The following is a 20,964-nucleotide window of genomic DNA, read 5'->3' as shown; positions in this document are numbered from 1 at the left end:
CCCCCGGCACCCCGCGCAGGTGCCCAGCAGTTGCCCGGTATTCCCCCGGCACCCCGCGCGGATGCGAGCGGTTGCCCGGCGCTCCCCCGGCACCCCGCGCGGGTCTCGGCGCGGGGGTGGGGGCGCGAGCCGGCGCTGACCGGGCGCCGCCTGCGCCCACCCGTGCCGCCCCAGCGGCACGACTGCCCGCAGCTAGGGGAGGGCGGGGCTAACCGCAGCTAGCGGGAGCGGGCGCCTGACCGCAGCCAGGGGGCGGGTGGCTGACCGTAGCCAGGGGGCGGGCGGCTGCCCGCAGCGAGGGGAAGGCGGGGCTGACCGCGGCCCGTAGCTCGCAGGGTCAGTGTTTGGTTGGTGTTGGGTCTGGGGGGCCGGCGATCCAGTCCTGGACTGCGCGGCGGGGGCCGGACCAGCGGCGGTCGTGGTGGTAGGCGCGCAGGCGGGACCTGGCGCGGGCGCGCGGGCGGCGGGCGTAGAAGCGTCGCGCCCAGGGCGAGCCGGGGCGGGCCAGCCGGACGGCGCCGATCAGTGCGACGAGCGGGACGATCGCGCCGAAGATCGCGAGCCGTGCCTTCCCCTTGGCCAGGGCGAGCAGGGAGAACAGGAAGTTCCCCGCGACGGTCGCGATGACGTTCGCGCGGTCCTGCAACTCGTCCTGGGACACGCCGTCGACGCCGAAGGGCGTGAACCCGGCGAGGACCAGCCCCACCAGGGCCGCGGTGAGCACCACGACCTCCACGCTCTTGCGCCCCGCCTCGGTCCAGTAGACGTCGTCGAGGTGCAGGATCAGCGCGAACTCGTCCAGGACGAGCCCCGCCCCGATACCGAAGACCACCGCCGCGAGCGCGGAGCCGAACCCGTGCCGGCCGCCCGCGACCGCGCCGAAACCGCCGATGACGGTGAGGACGACCCCGGGGACGACGTGGTGGATGTGGACCCCGCCCGCCTTGACGTTCCCGAAGGGGCCCCTGCCCGCCCGGATGAGGCGGGTGATGACCCGGGTGATCGCGAACGTCAGCACGAACGCCGTCAGCGCGAGGAGCAGCGGCAGCTTGCCCGGTTCGATGATGTTCCGCTGCCACCAATCTCCCATATGCGCACGTTACGGCGATACGCCGGGCACGGCCGTGCCGCTGTCCCCCGGATGACGCAGCAGCCCTGCCCCTCGCCGCCGCCCTTCCGGCCGCCGGGTAGTCTGCGCCGGTGCTCAGGACCCCCTCCCCCGACGGCCTCCGTTTCGCTTTCGGCACCCTCACCGTGTTCCCGGTCGAGGTGACCCGCTGGGACCGGGACGCGGCGCGCGGCGGCATGCTGTGGGCGCCGCTGGCGGGGCTGGCCGTCGGCGTCGCCGCCGCGGGGCTCGGGCTCCTGCTGCTGGTGCTGGGCGCGGGAAGCCTGCTCGCCGCGGTCGCCACCGCCGCCGTACCCGCCGTACTCACCCGCGGACTGCACCTGGACGGGCTGGCGGACACCGCCGACGGCCTGGGCAGCGGCAAGCCCGCCGACGACGCCCTGCGGATCATGAAGCAGTCGGACATCGGCCCGTTCGGCGTACTCGCCCTCGTGTTCACCCTCTTCGCGCAGGTCGCCGCCCTGGCGCAGGCCTACGACGGCTCCTGGGCGCGGGGCGCGCTCGCCGCCGTCGTCTCGGCGACCGCGGCCCGGCTGGCACTCACCCTGGCCGCCCGGGCCGGGGTGCCCGCCGCCCGCCCGGAGGGGCTGGGTGCGGCGGTCGCCGGGGTGGTCCCGGCCGGCGGGGCGCTGGCCGTGGCCGCGGCCGTCACGCTGGCCGGCGCGGCGGCGGGCGCGTACCTGGGACCGTACGACGTCCTGCGCACGGTGCTCGCCGTGGTGTGCGCCGTCGCGGTCGCCGAACTGCTGCTGCGGCACTGTGTCCGCCGCTTCGGCGGCGTCACGGGCGACGTCTTCGGCGGGGTGGCGGAGACGGCGGCCACCACGGCTCTCGTGGTGCTCGTCCTCGGCTGAGACCTGAGCAAGGCCCTGGGCATGGCGCGCTCAGCAGGCCTTGCGCCACACCCCCAGTTCGTACTTCTTCAGCATCGAACTCAGCCGCAGCTCACGGGAGTCGGCACAGAAGCGTTCGGTGGGCAGCTCGTACTCGACGTGGAAGACGGCCTTGTCCGCGTCGGTGAACGGCTTGTTGTCGCCGCACTCGCCGTACTGGGCGCACTGCTCGTTGACGGCGAAGTCGAAGTCGTCGACCAGTTCCGGGATCTGGTCCAGGTCGTTCTTCAGGCCGACGGCCATGCCGCGGTCGTGGGCGAGGTCCGCGATCAGGCGGTTGTAGCGGAGCTGGTCGTCGGCGGTGAGCGGGAAGCCGGTGTCGTTCTTGTAGCCGTCCATGTTGTCCGGCTCGACGGCGTCGAAGCCCTTGTCCCGGCACATGTCGACGCGCTCGGCCATGAGCGGCTCCAGGACGTCGGTCGCACGGATGTCGAGCCAGCGCTCGCCCTCCCAGCCGTTGCCCTTGCCCAGCACGGACTTCGGGAACTCGTCCGCGTCGGGGCGGAAGTCCTCCCAGGCGCCGGTGGAGACGTAGCAGATGACCTTGCGGCCGTCCTCGTGCAGCGCGGCGACCGTGGACCCGGTGTGGTCGAAGCCGTCGATGTCGTAGACGGGCACGTCGACGGAGGTGTCCAGTTCGCCGCTGAGCTGCCACTGCCAGGCGGTGCCGGGCCGGGGCCGCCAGTGGTCGCCGGCCGGCGCGTCGTCGTCGGGGGACGACGTGCAGCCCGCCAGCAGCGGCAGGAGGAGGGCTATGGACAGGACCGGGCGTCTCACGGGCGTGCTCCAGGGCTCCGAGGTGGGGGTGGGGGTGGCGCGGTGGCGCGGTGGCGTACCGCAGGAATGATCTCTCATCCCGGCTCGCGCATGGGAAGCGCGGGAAATCGCGGACCCGCGGGAGGGAGCGGGGGCGGGCGCGAGCGTAGGCTCGTGCCGGGTGTTTGCCTGCCCAGGTAAAGACCGCATCGCAGGAGGGATCTAGGGTCGGTTGTCGGGCCCGGTCGACCCACCCGCATTCGGCCACTCAAGATTTCATACGGAAGCGAGATTTCACCACCGTGACTGCTCTCACTCTCAGCACCGCCGCGGCGCCCGGCCTGCGGGCCGACGCGATCGTGATCGGTGTCGCCAAGGGCGCGGCATCCAGGTCCGGGAACCTGGTCGTCGCACCGGGCGCCGAGGCCGTGGACAAGGCGTACGACGGCCGGCTCGCCGGCGTCCTGGAGACTCTCGGTGCCTCCGGCGCCGAGGGCGAGGTGACGAAGCTGCCCGCTCCGTCCGGCTTCAAGGCACCCGTCGTGGTGGCGGTGGGCCTCGGTGCCGAGCCCGAGAAGGACGCCGGGTTCGACGCCGAGGTGCTCCGCAGGGCCGCCGGCGTGGCCGCCCGTGCCCTGGCCGGCGCCAAGAAGGCCGCCTTCGCCCTCCCGCTCACCGATGCCGCCGACGCAGGCGTCGTCGGCGAGGGCGTGCTGCTCGGCGCGTACTCCTTCGACGTCTACAAGGAGGCGGGCGGTCAGGCACAGGGCGCCGCCAAGGCCAAGAACGGCAAGGCCCCGCTGGCCGAGGCCGCGCTGCTCGGCGGCAAGCCCCGCGACAAGGCGTACAAGGCGGCGATCGAGCGTGCCGCGGCCGTCTCCGAGGAGCTGAACCGCGCCCGCGACCTGGTCAACACCCCGCCGAACGACCTCAACCCCGAGGCGTTCGCGGCGGTCGCGCAGGCGGCCGCGAAGGAGCACGGCATCAAGGTGCAGGTGCTCGACGAGAAGGCGCTGACCAAGGGCGGCTACGGCGGCATCCTCGGCGTCGGCGCCGGTTCGGCGGCCGGCCCGCGCCTGGTGAAGCTGTCGTACACCTCGTCCAAGGCGACGAAGTCCCTCGCCTTCGTCGGCAAGGGCATCACCTACGACTCGGGCGGCATCTCGCTGAAGCCGGCCGGGCACAACGAGACGATGAAGTGCGACATGGCCGGCGCCGCCGCCGTGTTCGCCGCCGTCGTGTCCGCCGCGCGCCTGGGCCTCGAGGTCAACGTGACCGGCTGGCTGGCGCTGGCCGAGAACATGCCCTCGGGCTCCGCGACGCGTCCGGGTGACGTGCTGCGCATGTACAGCGGCAAGACGGTGGAGGTGCTCAACACCGACGCCGAGGGCCGGCTGGTGCTCGCCGACGCGCTGTGGGCGGCCTCGCAGGAGAAGCCGGACGCGATCATCGACGTGGCGACGCTGACCGGCGCGATGATGCTGGCGCTGGGCAGCCGCACGTACGGGATCATGTCGAACGACGACGCGTTCCGCTCCGCGGTGCACGAGGCGGCGGAGGAGGCCGGCGAGCCGGCGTGGCCGATGCCGCTGCCGGAGCACCTGCGCAAGGGCATGGACTCGCCGACCGCGGACATCGCGAACATGGGTGAGCGGATGGGCGGCGGTCTGGTGGCCGGTCTGTTCCTGCGGGAGTTCGTCGGCGAGGACATCGCCTGGGCGCACCTGGACATCGCGGGGCCGGCCTTCAACGAGAGCGGGCCGTTCGGGTACACGCCGAAGGGCGGCACGGGGACGGCGGTGCGGACGCTGGTGCGGGTTGCCGAGCTGGCGGCTGCGGGTGAGCTGGGCTAGCTGGGCCAAGGGCGCCTAAGGGGTTCGGGGCGCGGGTGATCGTGCGGCTACGGGCCCGTCGTGGCTCGTCGCGCAGTTCCCCGCGCCCCTGGGTTGGCTGTGCCGGCGTCGGCCGAGAAGAACCGCAGGGCGTCGCGCCCACGCGGCGGAGCCGCAGACCAGCACAGCCCCGCGCCCCTTACGGGGCTGTCCCCGCCCTTGGTGACAAGTTGCACCTGTTCCGCTCACATGAACGTGGGGCGTCTCACACCCCGGCCCCACGTCTCGTTCGGCTCTCACAAGTGCGAAGATGGAGCCCGGCAGGACAGGGCCCACCCAAGGGCCGAGAACAATGAGCGGCCGGACACCAGCCGCCGACCGGTCACTGGAGACCGGCGTGGCGCACATGCATGGAGGACGTGACGTGGCGAACGACGCCAGCACTGTTTTCGACCTAGTGATCCTCGGCGGTGGCAGCGGTGGTTACGCCGCGGCGCTGCGCGGGGCGCAGCTCGGCCTGGACGTCGCCCTGATCGAGAAGGGCAAGGTCGGCGGTACCTGCCTGCACAACGGTTGCATTCCTACGAAGGCCCTGCTGCACGCGGGTGAGATCGCCGACCAGGCCCGCGAGAGCGAGCAGTTCGGTGTGAAGGCCACCTTCGAGGGCATCGACATGGCGGCCGTCCACAAGTACAAGGACGACGTGATCTCAGGTCTGTACAAGGGCCTGCAGGGTCTGATCGCCTCTCGCAAGGTGACGTACATCGAGGGTGAGGGCCGACTGTCCTCGCCCACCTCCGTCGACGTGGGCGGCCAGCGCGTCCAGGGCCGCCACGTGCTGCTCGCGACCGGCTCCGTGCCGAAGACGCTGCCGGGCCTGGAGATCGACGGCGACCGGATCATCTCCTCGGACCACGCCCTGAAGCTCGACCGCGTGCCGAAGTCCGCGATCGTGCTGGGCGGCGGCGTCATCGGCGTCGAGTTCGCGTCCGCGTGGAAGTCGTTCGGCGCCGACGTCACCGTCATCGAGGGTCTCAAGCACCTCGTCCCGGTCGAGGACGAGAACAGCTCCAAGCTCCTGGAGCGCGCCTTCCGCAAGCGGGGCATCAAGTTCAACCTGGGCACCTTCTTCGAGAAGGCCGAGTACACCCAGGACGGCGTGAAGGTCACACTCGCCGACGGCAAGCAGTTCGAGGCCGAGGTCCTGCTCGTCGCCATCGGCCGCGGCCCCGTCTCGCAGGGTCTTGGCTACGAGGAGGCCGGGGTCGCCATGGACCGCGGTTTCGTCCTCGTCGACGAGTACATGCGGACCAACGTCCCGACGATCTCCGCCGTCGGTGACCTCGCCCCCACCCTCCAGCTCGCGCACGTCGGCTTCGCCGAGGGCATCCTGGTGGCGGAGCGGCTCGCCGGTCTGAAGACCGTCCCGGTCGACTACGACGGTGTGCCGCGGGTGACGTACTGCCACCCGGAGGTCGCCTCCGTCGGCATCACCGAGGCCAGGGCCAAGGAGATCTACGGCGCGGACAAGGTCGTCGCCCTGAAGTACAGCCTCGCGGGCAACGGCAAGAGCAAGATCCTCAAGACCGCGGGCGAGATCAAGCTCGTCCAGGTCAAGGACGGTGCCGTGGTCGGCGTCCACATGGTCGGCGACCGGATGGGCGAGCAGGTCGGCGAGGCGCAGTTGATCTACAACTGGGAGGCGCTGCCCGCCGAGGTGGCCCAGCTCGTGCACGCCCACCCGACGCAGAACGAGGCGATGGGCGAGGCCCACATGGCGCTGGCCGGCAAGCCGCTGCACTCCCACGACTGACCTGCCCCGGTCACTGGGCGCGACGACACAGACTTCCGCAATTTCGTAAGGAGCAACCGAAACCATGGCGGTTTCCGTAACCCTTCCGGCGCTCGGCGAGAGCGTCACCGAGGGCACCGTCACCCGTTGGCTCAAGGCCGAGGGTGAGCGCGTCGAGGCCGACGAGCCGTTGCTCGAGGTCTCGACCGACAAGGTCGACACCGAGATCCCGGCCCCGGCCTCCGGCGTGCTGTCCTCCATCAAGGTCGCCGAGGACGAGACCGTCGAGGTCGGTGCCGAGCTGGCGCTGATCGACGACGGCAGCGGCGCCCCTGCCGCCGAGGCGGCCCCGCAGGCCGAGCAGGTCGCCGAGCCGGCCCCCGAGCCCGCCGCGGCGGCCCCGTCCGCCGAGCAGGCCGCCCCGGCGCCCGCCCCCACCGCCGACGCCGCTGCCGGTCAGGGCGCCGGCGGCGCGGCCGAGGGCACCGACGTGGTCCTGCCGGCGCTCGGCGAGTCCGTCACCGAGGGCACCGTCACCCGCTGGCTGAAGTCGGTCGGGGACAGCGTCGAGGAGGACGAGCCGCTGCTCGAGGTGTCGACGGACAAGGTCGACACCGAGATCCCGGCGCCCGCCTCCGGCACCCTGCTGGAGATCGTGGTCGCCGAGGACGAGACCGCCGAGGTCGGCGCCAAGCTCGCCGTCATCGGTGCGGCGGGTGCGGCTCCGGCCGCCGCTCCGGCGGCCCCCGCCGCCCCGGCCCAGCCCGAGCCCACCCCGGCTCCCGCTCCGGCCCCGGCGCCCGCACAGGCCGCCCCGGCTCCGGCCGCTCCGGCGCCCGCCCCGCAGGCACCGGCCGCTCCCGCCCCGCAGCCCGCCGCCCCGGCGCCCGCGCCGGCCCCGGCCGCCGCTCCGGCCGCCGCCCAGCCGGTGGACGAGGGTGCCTACGTCACCCCGCTGGTGCGCAAGCTCGCCGCCGAGAACGGCGTCGACCTGTCCACCGTCAAGGGCACCGGCGTCGGCGGCCGTATCCGCAAGCAGGACGTCACCGCCGCGGCCGAGGCCGCGAAGGCGGCCGCCCCGGCTCCGGCCGCCGCCGCTCCGGCCACCGCGAAGAAGGCCCCCGTCCTGGAGGCCTCCCCGCTGCGCGGTCAGACCGTGAAGATGCCGCGGATCCGCAAGGTCATCGGCGACAACATGGTCAAGGCGCTGCACGAGCAGGCCCAGCTCTCGTCGGTCGTCGAGGTCGACGTCACCCGCCTGATGAAGCTGCGCGGCCGGGCCAAGGACGCGTTCGCGGCCCGTGAGGGCGTCAAGCTCTCCCCGATGCCGTTCTTCGTCAAGGCGGCGGCCCAGGCGCTGAAGGCCCACCCGGCCGTCAACGCCAAGATCAACGAGGCCGAGGGGACCATCACCTACTTCGACACCGAGCACATCGGTATCGCGGTGGACTCCGAGAAGGGCCTGATGACCCCGGTCATCAAGAACGCCGGTGACCTCAACATCGCCGGTATCTCCAAGGCCACGGCCGAGCTGGCGGGCAAGGTCCGCGCGAACAAGATCACTCCGGACGAGCTGTCCGGCGGGACCTTCACCATCAGCAACACCGGTTCGCGCGGCGCGCTGTTCGACACGATCATCGTGCCGCCGGGCCAGGTCGCCATCCTCGGCATCGGTGCCACGGTCAAGCGTCCGGCCGTCATCGAGACGGAGGAGGGCACGGTCATCGGCGTCCGCGACATGACGTACCTGACCCTGTCCTACGACCACCGTCTGGTGGACGGCGCCGACGCCGCCCGTTACCTGACGGCGGTCAAGGCGATCCTGGAGGCGGGCGAGTTCGAGGTCGAGCTCGGCCTGTAGTCCCCCCGCACAGTCGGCCTGTACGGTGCCCCCGCCCGGAACACTCCGGACGGGGGCACCGTCGCGTTCGGCCCCGGCACGGCGTGTAAGTCTCGTCTCACCTGCGTAAAAGCGCCCCCATGCGCCCTTCCCGCCCGCCGTGACGGCCGTATTGTCTAAACGTCAATCGCCCCAGCGGGCCGAAGGGGCCCTCTCCCGAAGGAGCTCTCATGACCGCGCCCGTCGTCCACTCGCTGCGCGAACAGATCCGCGAGCACATCCTGGAAGGGATCATCAGCGGACGCTGGCAGCCGGGCGAGCGGATCGTGGAGCGCCGGATCGCCACCGAGCTGGAGGTCAGCCAGACGCCGGTGCGGGAGGCCCTGCGGGAGCTGGAGTCACTGCGGCTGATCGAGTCGGCGCCGAACAAGGGCGTGCGGGTGCGCAATCTGACCGCCGCCGACCTGGAGGAGAGCTACCCGGTCCGGGCCGGCCTGGAGGCCATCGCGGCGGAGCTGGCGGCGGACCGGCTCGCCGTGGACTGCTCGGCCCTGGAACCGCACGTCGCCGCGCTGTACGAGGCGGACCGGGTGTCCGACGGGACGGGCCAGGTGCGGCACACGGTGGGTTTCCACCGGGAGCTGGTGCGGGCGGCGGGCAACTCGGTGCTGCTGCACACGTGGGAGGGGCTGGGGATCGAGGTGTTCACGGCGCTGTCGATACGGTGGCTGGGGACGGTGCAGCAGTCTTACGCGGAGGAGCACGAGGAGCTGGTCGCCGCCTTCCGACGCCGGGACCCCCGCATCCCCGAGATCGTCAAGTCCCACGTCCTGGGCTGCGCCCCCCGACCGTAGTTTTCCGCCCCCGCCGCCCCTTCCCGCCCCGTCCCGTCCCTGGGGGCTGCGCCCCCAGACCCCCCGATTCGCGCAGTTCCCCGCGCCCCTGAGAACGGCGCAGCCGTTTCAGGGGCGCGGGGAACTGCGCGATCAGCCACGACGCACCCGCACCCGCCACACCCCCGAACCACCCGAGCTCGACCGCGCTCACCTGCACAAACACTCACCAGCACAGGTCACTCCGTGCCATCGCCGAAGGCACCCCGTGCCGACTTTCTCGTTATCAAGAGGTTTTACCCCTCAACCCTTTGATCGATCATCGATCAGCGAGTTAGAGTCACGCTGGGACTCCCACCGGAGCCCAGCCCTGTCCTGCCAAAGACTTAGGGCACCCCGAACCCTTGCCGATGAGGGAACCCCCTTCGACTGAGGAAGGCGGCGACATGACCGACCCCAAAGCCATCCAGCCGAGCGAGCTCGACCAGCTCCCGGACCGCGACCCCGAGGAGACCGCCGAGTGGCAGGCCTCCCTGGACGCCGTCACCCAGGCGGCCGGGCCGCACCGTGCCGCGTATCTGATGCGCCGCACACTGGAGCGCGCCGAGGGCGCAGGCCTGGCGCTGCCCAAGCTCCTCGAGACGGACTACGTCAACTCCATCCCGACCGCCGACGAGCCCACCGTGGACGGCGACGAGGCGATGGAGCAGCGGATCACCGCCTGGAACCGCTGGAACGCGGCGGCGATGGTGACCCGCGGCAGCAAGTACGGCGTCGGCGGCCACATCGCCACCTTCGCCTCCGCTGCCTGGCTGTACGAGACCGGCTTCAACCACTTCTTCAAGGGCAAGGAGGGTGACGGCTCCGGCGACCAGCTCTACGTCCAGGGCCACGCCTCCCCCGGCATCTACGCCCGCGCCTTCCTCGACGGCCGGCTGGGCGAGGAGCAGCTCGACAACTTCCGCCGCGAGGCCGGCGGCAACGGGCTGCCGTCCTACCCGCACCCGCGCCGGCTGCCCTGGCTGTGGGAGTTCCCCACCGTCTCCATGGGCCTCGGCCCGATCTCCGCGATCTACCAGGCGCGGTTCAACCGCTACCTGACCAGTCGCGGCATCAAGGACCTGACGAACTCCCACGTGTGGGCGTTCCTCGGTGACGGCGAGATGGACGAGCCGGAGTCCACCACCGCGCTCACCCTCGCCTCCCGTGAGGGCCTGGACAACCTGACCTTCGTCATCAACTGCAACCTGCAGCGCCTCGACGGTCCGGTCCGCGCCAACTTCAAGATCGTGCAGGAGCTGGAGGCCCAGTTCCGCGGCGCCGGCTGGAACGTGATCAAGTCGCTGTGGGGCACGGCGTGGGACGAGCTGTTCCGGCTCGACACCACCGGCGCCCTCGTACGCCGGCTGCGCGAGGTACCGGACGCGCAGGTGCAGACGTACCAGACGCGCGACGCCGCCTACATCCGCGAGGACTTCTTCGGCAAGGACCCGGCGCTCGCCGAGATGGCCAAGCTGCTGTCCGACGACAAGATCCTCGAGTGCTTCCACTTCTCGCGCGGCGGTCACGAGTCCCGCAAGGTGTACGCCGCCTACCGGGCCGCGCTCGCGCACCAGGGCGCGCCGACCGTGATCCTGGCCCAGACGGTCAAGGGCCACACCCTCGGCTCGGGCTTCGCCTCCAAGAACGCCAACCACCAGATGAAGAAGCTCTCGGTGGACGAGTTCAAGGACATGCGCGACCTGCTCGGCCTGCCGATCAAGGACAGCGACTTCACCGACGGCGTGGTCCCCTACGGCCACCCGGGCGCCGACTCCCCCGAGGTGCGCTACCTCCAGGAGCGCCGCGCCGCCCTCGGCGGCCCGGCCCCGGCCCGCCGCGTCCACCCGCTCGCGCCGCTGCCCCCGGCCGCCGACAAGGCGTTCGCGTCCTTCGACAAGGGTTCCGGCTCGCAGAACGTGGCCACCACCATGGCCTTCGTCCGCCTGGTCAAGGACCTGGTCCGGGACAAGGAGACCGGCAAACGCTGGGTGCCGATCGTCCCCGACGAGGCGCGCACCTTCGGCATGGAGAGCCTCTTCCCGTCCCTCGGGATCTACTCCCCCAAGGGCCAGACGTACGAGCCGGTCGACCGCGACCAGCTCATGTACTACAAGGAGGCCAAGAACGGCCAGATCCTCAACGAGGGGATCACCGAGGCCGGTTCGATGGCCGACTTCATCGCCGCTTCGACGTCGTACGCGACGCACGGCGAGGCGATGATCCCGTTCTACATCTTCTACTCGATGTTCGGCTGGCAGCGCACGGCCGACCAGATGTGGCAGCTCGGCGACCAGCTCGGCCGCGGCTTCCTGGTGGGCGCCACCGCCGGCCGCACGACGCTGACCGGTGAGGGTCTCCAGCACGCGGACGGCCACTCCCCGGCCATCGCGGCGACCAACCCGGCCGCGCTGTCGTACGACCCGGCGTTCGCGTACGAGATCGCGGCGATCGTCAAGGACGGTCTGCGCCGCATGTACGGCGAGGCGGCTCCGGGCGAGGACCCGAACGTCTTCTACTACCTGACGGTCTACAACGAGCCGATGCCGCAGCCGGCCAAGCCGTCCGGCGCCGGCGTCGACGAGGGCATCGTCAAGGGCCTGTACCGCTTCAACACGGCGGAGTCCGCGGGTCTGGCCCCGGCCGCGAACGCCCCGCACATCCAGCTCGTCGGCTCCGGTACGGCGATCCACTGGACGCTCAAGGCGCAGCGGCTGCTCGCCGAGGAGTGGGGCGTGGCCGCCGACGTGTGGTCCGCGACCTCTTGGACGGAGCTGCGCCGGGACGCGATGGACGCCGACGCGGCGCTGCTGCGCGGCGAGGAGCGGACGCCGTACGTCCGCCAGGCGCTCCAGGGTGCCGAGGGCCCGGTGCTGGCGGTCTCCGACTACATGCGCCAGGTCCCGGACCAGATCGCGCAGTGGGTCGAGCAGGACTACTCGTCGCTCGGCGCCGACGGCTTCGGTCTGTCGGACACCCGGGACGCCGCCCGCCGCCACTTCGGCATCGACGCGGAGTCCGTCGTGGTCGCGGCCCTCGCCCAGCTCGCCCGGCGCGGCGAGGTCAAGGCGACGGCCGTGAAGGAGGCGCGCGAGCGCTACGGCCTGTAAGGGCCAAGGCTGGTAAGGGCCAAGGCCGGTAAAGGTCTGGCAGTTGTCCGGGAGGCCCTCGCTTCGGCGGGGGCCTTCTCGGGTTCTCCTGCATGATGTGGACATGCGCGCTGCCCGCCTCATCAAGATGGTGCTGCTCCTCCAGTCCCGCCCGAGCATGACCGCCGCCGAGCTGGCCGGGGAGCTGGAGGTGTCGGAGCGGACCGTGACGCGGGACGCGCAGGCGCTGTCGGAGGCGGGCGTGCCGGTGTACGCGGAGCGCGGGCGGGCCGGGGGCTACCGGCTGATCGGCGGATACCGCACGCGGCTCACGGGGCTGGCCCGGGGCGAGGCGGAGGCCCTCTTCCTGTCCGGGGTCCCCGGGGCGCTGCGCGAGATGGGCCTTCAGGACGCGGCCTCGGCGGCCCACCTGAAGGTGTCGGCGGCCCTGCTCCCCTCCCTGCGGGACGCCTCCCGTACAGCGGCCCAGCGGTTCCATCTGGACGCGCCGAACTGGTTCCGGGAGCCCGGGACGCCCGAGCTGCTGCCAGCGGTGGCCGACGCGGTCTGGGACGACCGGCCGGTCGCGGCGCGCTACCGGCGCGGGCAGGACGAGGTGGTCCGGGAGCTGGAGCCGTACGGGCTCGTGCTCAAGGCGGGAGTCTGGTACCTGTGCGCACGGGTCGCGGGGGCGGGGTCGGGCGCGGAGGACGGCGGGCCCGGCGGGCCGTACCGCATGTACCGGGTGTACCGGATCGACCGGTTCACGGCGGTGGCGGCGGGCGGGGAGCGTTTCGCGCGGGACGAGGACTTCGACCTGCCCGCGTTCTGGGCGGAGCGGGCCGAGCAGTTCGCGCGGTCGATCCTGCGGTCCGAGGTGGTGGTGCGGCTGTCCGAGCGGGGCGTGCGCGCCCTGCCGTACGCCGTGGACGCGACGTCCGCCCGGGAGGCGCTGTCGGCCGCTGGGGCGCCGGACGCGGACGGATGGGTGACGGTGACACTGCCCGTGGAGTCCGAGGAGGTCGCGCACACCCAGTTGACGGGGCTGGGCCCCGAGGTGGAGGTGCTGGCGCCCGGGGGCCTGCGGGAACGGTTCGCGCGAAGCGCCCGGCGGCTGGCGGGCCTGTACGCCGACGCGGACCCCGTCGGCACCTGAGATCGCCGCATAACGATCCGCCGCACTCCACGTGCGTCCCACCCCTCCAGGACCGATGCTGGACCAGTGATGGACGAGACGGAGTTCTGGGAGTTGATCGACGCCGCCCGGCAGGGTGCCGACGGCGATCCCGAGGACCAGGCCGACCTGCTCGTGGAGCGGCTGCTCGGGATGGACCCGGACCTGGTGCTGGACTTCGCCCGCCATTTCGAGGCCCGTTACAACCGCGCCTGCACCTGGGACCTGTGGGGCGCCGCCTGGGTGCTCCTCGGCGGGGCGAGCGACGACGCCTTCGACTACTTCCGGTGCTGGCTGATCGGCCAGGGCCGCGAGGTGTACGAGGGCGCGGTGCACGAGCCCGACTCGCTCGCCGAGCTGCTGGAAGACTTCGACGAGGAGCTGGACGGCGACGGCGAGGAGCTGGGCTACGCGGCCGACGAGGCCTACGAGCAGCTCACCGGTACCGTCGCCCCGGACCTGGGCATCGCGCCGGCGCCCGCCGAGCCGCTGGGCACGCCGATCGACCTGGAGAACGACCGGTCCGTCGCCGAGCGCCTGCCCCGGCTGACGGAGCGGTTCGGACCCGAGTGACCGGAGTGACCCGAGCGACCGGAGTCACCGGAGTGCCCGGAGTGGGCCGCCCGGGTGGGTTCATCCGGAGCGGCCCTGGAGGCGGGCCGCCGTGTCCCTGATGTCCGGCAGGCGGGCGGTGAGGGCCGCGCCCGGGCAGCTCGTCTGGTAGCCGTCGTCGTGGCCCGCGACGGCGGGCAGGGTCGCGGTGGCGCCCGCGGCGTACCGGCTGAGGCCGTTGCTGGAGACCAGGGCGACCTTCGCGCGCGGGTCGGTGCCGCTCTCGCCGAGTTTCCAGGCGGCCACGGCCGCGATCGCGTCGGTCAGCTCGTCGGGCACGGGCACCCCCGCGGTGAAGGTGCCGAGGGCGGCGATCCCGGTGGTGCGGTGGTTGAAGCCCTGGGTGTGGGCGCCGGTGACGGGCCGCTCGATGCCGCCGGCCCGGCCCTCGTAGATGGTGCCGCAGCGGTCGACGACGAAGTTGTAGCCGATGTCGTCCCAGTCCCGGGCGCCGGTCTGGCCGAGGTACACACCGCGGAGGATGGCCGGCACGTCGGCGCAGTCGTAGCCGTTCGGCGTGTCCGTGTGGTGGACGAAGACGGCGAGGACCCGGTCGTCGTAGCGCGGGGCGGGCTGCGCGCGGGCGGCGTCGCCCAGCCAGTCCGACCGGGGCACGATCGGCGGCCGGGGCGCTGCGTACGGGTCGGCGGCGGCGGCCGGGGCGGCCTCGGCGGCCTGTGTCTCGGCCGCCTGCTCCACACCTCTCGCGCACAGCGCCAGCGCGGCGACGGCGGCCAGCCCGGGCAGAGCGCCGAGCAGCGCCCGTACCGCCACCGGTGCCCGGTGGGCGCCGGGTATGCGGGCGGCACGTCGCTCCCGGGCTCCGCGCGGTCCTCGGAAGACTCGCATGGACCCACTGTCCGGCGGATCCGGTCTGTCCGCGATGTGGGGTGTGCCACCCGGTGGAACCATCGTCCTGGTCCACGGCGTTTCAGAGGTGACCGCACACACCCGCTCGCACGAGCCCGACCGCGGCGGTGGCCGCTTTTCGGACAATCGTGCGCCCAAGGCTGATCACCGAGCCGGTACGGCACGTACTGAGGGTCCCGGGGTCCGGTAGAAAGGCGGTTCGCGTGGACCTGCTCGACATCGTGCTGGCGCTGGTGGTGCTGGTCTACGCGGTCTCCGGCTACCGGCGCGGACTGGTGGCCGGCTGTGTCTCGCTGGCGGGCTTCGTGGGCGGCGCGGTGCTCGGCGTGTGGATCCTGCCGTGGGTGATGGATCTGGTGGCGGCGGGCTCGACGGCGGCGACGGTGACCGCGGTGGTCACGGTGCTGCTGCCGGCGATGGTGGGCCACGAGCTGGCGGGGCGTCTCGCGCTGCGCCTGCGCCGGGAACTGGACGCCGGTCCGCTCAGGGTGGCCGACGGCGTCGGCGGGGCGGTGGCGAACTCGGCGGCGGCGCTGATCGTGGCGTGGGTGGCGGCGAGCGTCCTGGCGGCCTCCTCGTCCTCGCTGCTCACCTCGGCGATCCGGGACTCGACGCTGCTGGGCGCCGTGCAGCGGGTGATGCCGGACACCACCCCGGCGTGGTTCTCGGGGGCGACGTCCGCGCTGGCCGACGCGGGGTTCCCGCAGGTCTTCAACCCGTTCGAGAACGAGTCGGCCGCCGAGGTCGCCGAACCCTCGGGGGACAGTGTCACGGCGGCGGCCACCAGGGCGGCCAAGCTCAGCACGGTGAAGGTGGAGGGCGTCGCCGGCACCCAGGGCCGGGAGGGCAGCGGCTTCGTGTACGCGCCGGAGCACGTGATGACCAACGCCCATGTGGTGGCCGGCATCGACGACCCGGGTGTGCGGGTCGGCGGGGTGGGTCCCGAGCACCGGGCGCGGGTGGTGCTCTTCGACCCGGACAAGGACGTGGCCGTGCTGTACGTCCCGGACCTGACCGCGCCGGTGCTGCGCTTCGACGAGGACGCCGCGCGCGGCGACGCGGCGGTGGTCGCGGGCTATCCGCAGGACGGCGACCTGGATCTGCGGGCGGCGACGGTGGCGAACCGGATCCGCGCCACCGGACAGAACATCTACAACGACGAGAACGTCACCCGCGAGATCTACTCGATCCGTTCCACGGTCCGCCCCGGCAACTCGGGCGGACCGCTGCTGACCACCGACGGCCGGGTGTACGGCGTGGTGTTCGCCCGTTCCACCTCCGACGCGGAGACCGGCTACGTGCTGACGGCGGCCGAGGTGGCCGCCGACGCGCGGAGCGCGGCGGACGCGACGCAGCCGGTGGACACGGGCGACCCGGTCACGTCCTGAGCGCGGGCGCGGCCACTCACGCCCTGGGCGCGGGCCCGGCCGGTCACGTCAGGAACCGGCCCATCAGTACGTCGTCGACGGACGCGCCGCCGAGGTGGAACTCCTCCGGCTGCACGCCCTCGACGACGAAGCCCTCGGACTCGTAGAGCTTCCGTGCGGCGGTGTTGTGGCCGAGGACGCGCAGGGTGATGCGCCGGGCACCCAGGCGCCGGGCCTCCTCGACGGCGGCGCGGACCAGGGCGCGCCCGGCGCCGTGCCCGCGGGCCGCGTCGGCGACGGCGAGGCCGCGGATCTGGCGTACGTGGGCGTTGGAGGCCAGTTCGGTGGGGAAGCCGAGGCGGACGTAGCCGACGAGCGTGCCGTCGAGTTCGGCGACGAGGTGGTCGCCGGGACCCGAATGCTCGCGGAAGAAGGGCGCGTCGGGCCCGGGCGGGGGGTCGACGGCGTGCAGGTGGGACCAGGTGTCGCGGTCGAGCCGGCGCAGCGGTTCCTCGTCTTCGGACCTGGCAGGGCGTATGTGCGGGGCTGGCATGACGATCACTGTACGACGCGGTGGCGGGGGCCGGTCCGGGGTTTTTCCGCGGCCACCCGGCAGGATGGGCGCATGGACTTGGAACGTTCCCGCATCGCGGTGGCCGGCGCCTCCGGTCTCATCGGCAGCGCACTGGTGCGGTCCCTGACCGCGGACGGGCACGAGGTGGTGCGCCTGGTGCGGCGCGCGCCCCAGGGCGCGGACGAGGTCCGGTGGGACCCGGAGAACGGGCGGGTGGACGCGGCCGGACTCGCCGGCTGCGACGCCGTGGTGAATCTGGCCGGGGCCGGGGTGGGCGACCGCCGCTGGACCGACGCGTACAAGACACGTATGCGCAGCAGCCGGGTGCACGGCACGACGGCGCTCGCGGAGGCCGTCGCCTCGCTGGAGCGGCCGCCGCGGGTCTTCGTGAACGGCAGCGCGATGGGCTTCTACGGGGAGACCGGCGACCGGGCCGTGGACGAGAGCGCGCCCGCGGGAGAGGGCTTCCTGCCGTCCCTGTGCGTGGAGTGGGAGGCCGCGGCGGCGCCCGCCCTGGAGGCGGGCGTGCGGACCGTGTTCACCCGGACCGGGCTCGTCGTCGCGCGCGGGGGCGGCGCCTGGGGCCGGCTCTTCCCGCTGTTCCGGGCGGGGCTCGGCGGACGGCTGGGCGACGGGTCGCAGTACTGGTCCTTCGTGGCGCTGCACGACGAGGTGGCGGCGATCCGGCACCTGATGGACCGCGAGGACCTGTCCGGCCCGTTCAATCTGACCGCCCCGCGCCCGCTGACGAACCGTGAGATCACCGTGGCGATGGGGCGGGTGCTGCACCGGCCGACGCCCTTCGCGGTGCCCGCGCCGGTGCTGCGTGCCGCGCTCGGCGAGATGGCGGGCGACGTCCTCGGCAGTGCCCGGGTCCTCCCGGCCCGCCTGCTGGAGTCGGGTTTCCGCTTCGCGTTCCCGGAGATCGACGGGGCGATCCGGGCGGCGCTGTGAGGTGAGGTGAGGGTGGGGCGGGATGGGGCGGGGCGGGGCGATGTGGCGCCTGCGGGAGCGACGCCTTCGGTTGCCTCCTGACCGCATTCCGTCCGCATTCCGACCGTATGCGACCGCCGTGCGACCGTGCTCTGTCTCCGTGCGACTTCCGTTGGCCGTTCTGGGTCCTAACCTCGTCTCGAACTCGGGTATCCCTCAAGCCGGTTGGGGGCATGACGTCTCCAGCGGCCGCGCAACCTCTAGGAGGGGCACGTGCTTGAGCCCGCGTACCAGGCGGACGTCGTCGTCGTGGGAGCCGGGATCGCCGGACTCGCCGCGGCGCATCGGCTGACCGGCGCAGGAGTGACGACAACGGTCCTCGAGGCCGCCCACACGGTGGGCGGCAGGATGGCCACCGAGAAGGTCGACGGTTTCCGGCTCGACAGAATCGCACAACTGCTGTCCACGGCGTACCCCGAACTGCGCCGCACCCCCGGGCTCGACGGCCTCGCGCTGCTGCCCTTCGCGCCCGGGGTCCTGCTGCACAGCGAGGGCCGTCACCACCGTGCGGGCGCCCCGGTGGGCGTACGGAGCGCAAGGGGCGCACTTCACGCAGTGCGCGCCCTCACGAGCGCCCCTCGGTCGATACCCACGCCCCGGCGCACGATCCACGTGCCCGGCGCGTCCGGACGGCCCGCCACCACGCCCCGCACCCGCGCGGGCGCCCCGCTCGGCACCGCGGTCGACCAGGCCCGGCTCGGTGCCGCGCTGACCCGGCTCGCGAATACTCCGGCCGAACGGCTGCTGGCCCGCCCGGAGTTGCCCGCCGCCCGGGCGCTGGCGGCCCGCGGACTGCCGGCCCGCACGATCGACGGCTTCCTGCGTCCGCTGCTCGCCGCCCTGCTGTGCGACCCGGACCTGACGACCTCAAGCCGGTGCGCGGACCTCGCGCTGCGCGCCTTCGCCGGCGGGCGGCTCGCCCTGCCCGAGGGCGGCGCCGAGGCCCTGCCGGAGCAGCTCGCGCGGACGCTGCCGCCGGGCACCGTGCACACCGGCGTCCGCGTCACCTCGGTCGCGACCAACGCCGTGACCACCGCGGAGCACGGTGTCATCCGGTGCCGGGCCGTCCTGGTGGCGACCGACGCCCGGGCGGCGGCCGAGCTGCTGCCGGGGCTGCGGGTGCCGGACTTCCACCCGGTGACGGTGGTGCACCACACGACCGACGAACCGCCGACGACCGGCGCTTCCCTGCTGCTCGACGCGGACCGCGGCGGCCCGGTCGCCCACACGGCGGTGGTCAGCCGGGTGGACCCGTCCCGCGCGCCGGCCGGTCGCGCCCTCGTCTCGTCGACGGTCCTCGGCCCTCCCCCGTCCGACGTCGACACCGCCGTACGCATCCACCTCTCGCGCCTGTACGGCACCCCGACCACCCGCTGGGAGACCCTCGCCGTGCACCACACGCCCGAGGCGGTGCCCGCGATGCGCCCACCGCACGACCCGCGCCGCCCGGTCCGCCTCCTGGCCGGCCTGTACGTGTGCGGCGACCACCGCGACACCAGTACCGCCCAGGGCGCGCTGTATTCGGGCCACCGGGCCTCGGCGGCGATCCTGACGGACCTGGGGGCGGGCCGGCCGATGCACACCGCGGAGCCGGTGACGACGGCCCACGCGGCCTAGGGGGGTCGCGGCCCGTCGCGGCCTGCCGCGCTCTGCCACGCTCTGCCACGCTTTGTTGCGGTCTGTTGCGGTCTGTTGCGGTCTGTCGCTACCCCAGTGCCGCCACCTTGTCCCGGTACCCCCGAACCGGAGGGGCGTCCCGGTAGGGCTCCAGGCGTCGTTCGAAGTCGCGGACGTACTCGGTGGCCCGTACCGAGCGCATCTCGGCCGCCTGACCGGCCGCTTCGGCGGCCAGTTGGCAGGCCTGGTCGAGTTCGCCGAGGCCGAGGCGGGCGGTGGCGAGGACCACCCGGCAGAACAGCCGGCTGCGGGCGTAGACGGGGGCGCGCAGTTGCAGCGAGCGTTCCGCGTGCTGGGCGGCGGCGCGGAACTGCTGCAGGTCGCGGTGGCAGTGCCCGAACTCGTCGGCGAGCTGCGCCTCGTCGAAGAACCGCGCCCAGTGCGGCACCTCGTCGCCCGGCCGGGCGGTCTCCAGCGCCCGCTCGGCCCGCACCAGGGCCGCGGTGCAGGCCCGCACCTCGCCGAGCAGGCCGTGCGCCCGCGCCTCGGCGGCGTGCAGCAGCGTCTGCACGACCGGCGGCGCGGAGGTGCCCACGCCCTGCTGCGCGACCCGCGCGAGCTGCACGGCCTCGCGTCCGTGCCCCAGATAGACGGCCTGGCGGCTCATGGTGACCAGCACGTACGAGCCGTACGCCCGGTCCGCCGCCGCCTGCGACAGCCGCAGCGCCTGCACGAAGTAGCGCTGGGCGAGTCCGTGCGCGGCGATGTCGTACGACGTCCAGCCGGCGAGCCGGGTCAGGTCGGCGGCGGCGGCGAACAGCCGGCGGCCGGTCTGCTCGCCGTAGGTGCCGCGCAGCATCGGCTCCAGCTCGTGCTCCAGGTAGCGCACGAGGGCCTGGCGGGCGTGGCCGCCGCCGTACCGGTCGTCGAGGCTGCGGAACAGCTCGCCGACGGAGCGGAGCGCGGCGAGGTCGCCGCCGCCGACCCGCTGGCCGGGGCCGCGCTCGGCCGGTGCCCGGCGCCGGGAGGGGTCGAGCGGCACGGCGAGCCCGGGGGGCGCGGGGCGGCCCTGCGCGGGGATGCGGACGGGCACCTCGGTGCGGGCGACCTTCTCGTCGGCGCGGCCGATCAGCCAGTCGCGGCTGGGCACGACGAGCCCTGCCGAGGTGAAGGCGATCTTCCGCAGTTCGGCGTGGCTGCCGGAGTCCTTGCGCCACAGACCGCCGACGATGTCGATCGCCTCCTGAGGGCTCCCGGCGAACTCCAGCCCCGCGTAGACGGGCGCGCAGGCGTCCAGGCCGAGGTCCTGGGCGGTCAGGCGGCGGCCCAGACGCCGGGTGAAGACCTCGGCGATCAGGGCCGGGGTGGTGCCGCGGGGCTGCTGTCCGCGCAGCCACCGGGTGACGGACGTCTTGTCGTATCTCAGGTCCAGGCCGTGTTCGAGTCCGAGCTGGTCGACGCGACGCGCGAGACCCGCGTTGGAGAACCCCGCTTCGGCGATGAGCGCGGTGAGCTGGCGGTTTGGGGTGCGCTGCGCGGGTCGTTCCGTCATGG

The 20,964-nt window shown here is 73.2% G+C and carries 16 protein-coding genes; 11 read left to right on the top strand and 5 right to left on the bottom strand.

Annotated features, from left to right (window positions below; translation table 11 throughout):
• Positions 1-337 precede the first annotated feature (337 nt).
• Complete coding sequence (locus tag KUM40_RS11440; RefSeq protein WP_217165683.1) at positions 338-1,090, bottom strand: hypothetical protein; 753 nt, start codon at positions 1,088-1,090, stop codon at positions 338-340.
• Between the two features lie 110 nt (positions 1,091-1,200).
• Here KUM40_RS11440 and KUM40_RS11435 point away from each other — a divergent pair, with 110 nt between their 5' ends.
• On the top strand, positions 1,201-1,983 hold the full coding sequence (locus KUM40_RS11435) for an adenosylcobinamide-GDP ribazoletransferase (RefSeq protein WP_217165682.1): 783 nt from the start codon (positions 1,201-1,203) through the stop codon (positions 1,981-1,983).
• 30 nt (positions 1,984-2,013) lie between these two features.
• Here the strand turns inward: KUM40_RS11435 and KUM40_RS11430 are convergent, their stop codons facing one another.
• Positions 2,014-2,799, bottom strand: a complete 786-nt coding sequence (locus KUM40_RS11430) for an endo alpha-1,4 polygalactosaminidase (RefSeq protein WP_217165681.1) — start codon at positions 2,797-2,799, stop codon at positions 2,014-2,016.
• Between the two features lie 281 nt (positions 2,800-3,080).
• On the opposite strand from KUM40_RS11430, the gene KUM40_RS11425 reads away from it, so the two are divergent.
• From KUM40_RS11425 to KUM40_RS11395, 7 genes are all read left to right on the top strand, one after another.
• Positions 3,081-4,631: a leucyl aminopeptidase gene (locus KUM40_RS11425; protein WP_217165680.1), complete on the top strand. Its 1,551-nt coding sequence runs from the start codon at positions 3,081-3,083 to the stop codon at positions 4,629-4,631.
• A gap of 403 nt (positions 4,632-5,034) precedes the next feature.
• Positions 5,035-6,423 carry a dihydrolipoyl dehydrogenase gene (gene lpdA / locus KUM40_RS11420; RefSeq protein WP_217165679.1) on the top strand — a complete coding sequence of 463 codons (1,389 nt, stop codon included), beginning with the start codon at positions 5,035-5,037 and terminating at the stop codon, positions 6,421-6,423.
• Positions 6,424-6,487: 64 nt separating this feature from the next.
• Positions 6,488-8,263, top strand: coding sequence for a 2-oxoglutarate dehydrogenase, E2 component, dihydrolipoamide succinyltransferase (gene sucB, locus KUM40_RS11415; RefSeq protein WP_217165678.1), 1,776 nt, complete (start codon positions 6,488-6,490; stop codon positions 8,261-8,263).
• A 209-nt stretch (positions 8,264-8,472) separates the two neighbouring features.
• Positions 8,473-9,096, top strand: coding sequence for a GntR family transcriptional regulator (locus KUM40_RS11410; protein WP_031030713.1), 624 nt, complete (start codon positions 8,473-8,475; stop codon positions 9,094-9,096).
• Positions 9,097-9,521: 425 nt separating this feature from the next.
• Entirely contained in the window at positions 9,522-12,224 is a 2,703-nt protein-coding gene (gene aceE, locus KUM40_RS11405; protein ID WP_217165677.1) for a pyruvate dehydrogenase (acetyl-transferring), homodimeric type, read from the top strand.
• 103 nt (positions 12,225-12,327) lie between these two features.
• Positions 12,328-13,359, top strand: a complete 1,032-nt coding sequence (locus tag KUM40_RS11400) for a YafY family protein (RefSeq protein ID WP_217165676.1) — start codon at positions 12,328-12,330, stop codon at positions 13,357-13,359.
• 69 nt (positions 13,360-13,428) lie between these two features.
• On the top strand, positions 13,429-13,950 hold the full coding sequence (locus KUM40_RS11395; RefSeq protein WP_217165675.1) for a DUF4240 domain-containing protein: 522 nt from the start codon (positions 13,429-13,431) through the stop codon (positions 13,948-13,950).
• A 60-nt stretch (positions 13,951-14,010) separates the two neighbouring features.
• On the opposite strand, the gene KUM40_RS11390 is transcribed toward KUM40_RS11395, so the two are convergent.
• Positions 14,011-14,901: a peptidoglycan recognition protein gene (locus tag KUM40_RS11390; protein WP_217165674.1), complete on the bottom strand. Its 891-nt coding sequence runs from the start codon at positions 14,899-14,901 to the stop codon at positions 14,011-14,013.
• A gap of 161 nt (positions 14,902-15,062) precedes the next feature.
• Between KUM40_RS11390 and KUM40_RS11385 the strand changes: the two genes are divergently transcribed.
• Positions 15,063-16,247, top strand: a complete 1,185-nt coding sequence (locus KUM40_RS11385) for a MarP family serine protease (protein WP_217165673.1) — start codon at positions 15,063-15,065, stop codon at positions 16,245-16,247.
• 43 nt (positions 16,248-16,290) lie between these two features.
• Here KUM40_RS11385 and KUM40_RS11380 read toward each other — a convergent pair whose 3' ends face one another.
• Positions 16,291-16,779, bottom strand: a complete 489-nt coding sequence (locus KUM40_RS11380; RefSeq protein ID WP_217165672.1) for a GNAT family N-acetyltransferase — start codon at positions 16,777-16,779, stop codon at positions 16,291-16,293.
• A 72-nt stretch (positions 16,780-16,851) separates the two neighbouring features.
• Here KUM40_RS11380 and KUM40_RS11375 point away from each other — a divergent pair, with 72 nt between their 5' ends.
• Positions 16,852-17,754 carry a TIGR01777 family oxidoreductase gene (locus KUM40_RS11375; RefSeq protein ID WP_254394939.1) on the top strand — a complete coding sequence of 301 codons (903 nt, stop codon included), beginning with the start codon at positions 16,852-16,854 and terminating at the stop codon, positions 17,752-17,754.
• A 252-nt stretch (positions 17,755-18,006) separates the two neighbouring features.
• The gene (locus KUM40_RS11370) at positions 18,007-19,410 is read left to right on the top strand and encodes an NAD(P)/FAD-dependent oxidoreductase (protein WP_217165671.1); all 1,404 of its coding nucleotides are present in this window, start codon (positions 18,007-18,009) and stop codon (positions 19,408-19,410) included.
• Positions 19,411-19,498: 88 nt separating this feature from the next.
• Here the strand turns inward: KUM40_RS11370 and KUM40_RS11365 are convergent, their stop codons facing one another.
• Complete coding sequence (locus KUM40_RS11365; RefSeq protein WP_217165670.1) at positions 19,499-20,962, bottom strand: regulator; 1,464 nt, start codon at positions 20,960-20,962, stop codon at positions 19,499-19,501.
• Positions 20,963-20,964 lie beyond the last annotated feature (2 nt).

The sequence above is a fragment of the Streptomyces sp. AC512_CC834 genome, assembly GCF_019049325.1.
GTDB lineage: Bacteria > Actinomycetota > Actinomycetes > Streptomycetales > Streptomycetaceae > Streptomyces.
Note: the sequence above shows the minus strand (reverse complement) of the source record. Positions and strands in the feature narration are given on the sequence as shown.

Excerpts from the sequence above, each read along its gene's own strand:
- KUM40_RS11440 (WP_217165683.1), bottom strand. The coding sequence starts at position 1,090 with ATGGGAGATTGGTGGCAGCGGAACATCATCGAACCGGGCAAGCTGCCG.
- sucB (WP_217165678.1), top strand. The coding sequence starts at position 6,488 with ATGGCGGTTTCCGTAACCCTTCCGGCGCTCGGCGAGAGCGTCACCGAG.
- KUM40_RS11410 (WP_031030713.1), top strand. The coding sequence starts at position 8,473 with ATGACCGCGCCCGTCGTCCACTCGCTGCGCGAACAGATCCGCGAGCAC.
- aceE (WP_217165677.1), top strand. The coding sequence starts at position 9,522 with ATGACCGACCCCAAAGCCATCCAGCCGAGCGAGCTCGACCAGCTCCCG.
- KUM40_RS11400 (WP_217165676.1), top strand. The coding sequence starts at position 12,328 with ATGCGCGCTGCCCGCCTCATCAAGATGGTGCTGCTCCTCCAGTCCCGC.
- KUM40_RS11395 (WP_217165675.1), top strand. The coding sequence starts at position 13,429 with ATGGACGAGACGGAGTTCTGGGAGTTGATCGACGCCGCCCGGCAGGGT.
- KUM40_RS11390 (WP_217165674.1), bottom strand. The coding sequence starts at position 14,901 with ATGGTTCCACCGGGTGGCACACCCCACATCGCGGACAGACCGGATCCG.
- KUM40_RS11380 (WP_217165672.1), bottom strand. The coding sequence starts at position 16,779 with ATGCCAGCCCCGCACATACGCCCTGCCAGGTCCGAAGACGAGGAACCG.
- KUM40_RS11375 (WP_254394939.1), top strand. The coding sequence starts at position 16,852 with ATGGACTTGGAACGTTCCCGCATCGCGGTGGCCGGCGCCTCCGGTCTC.
- KUM40_RS11365 (WP_217165670.1), bottom strand. The coding sequence starts at position 20,962 with ATGACGGAACGACCCGCGCAGCGCACCCCAAACCGCCAGCTCACCGCG.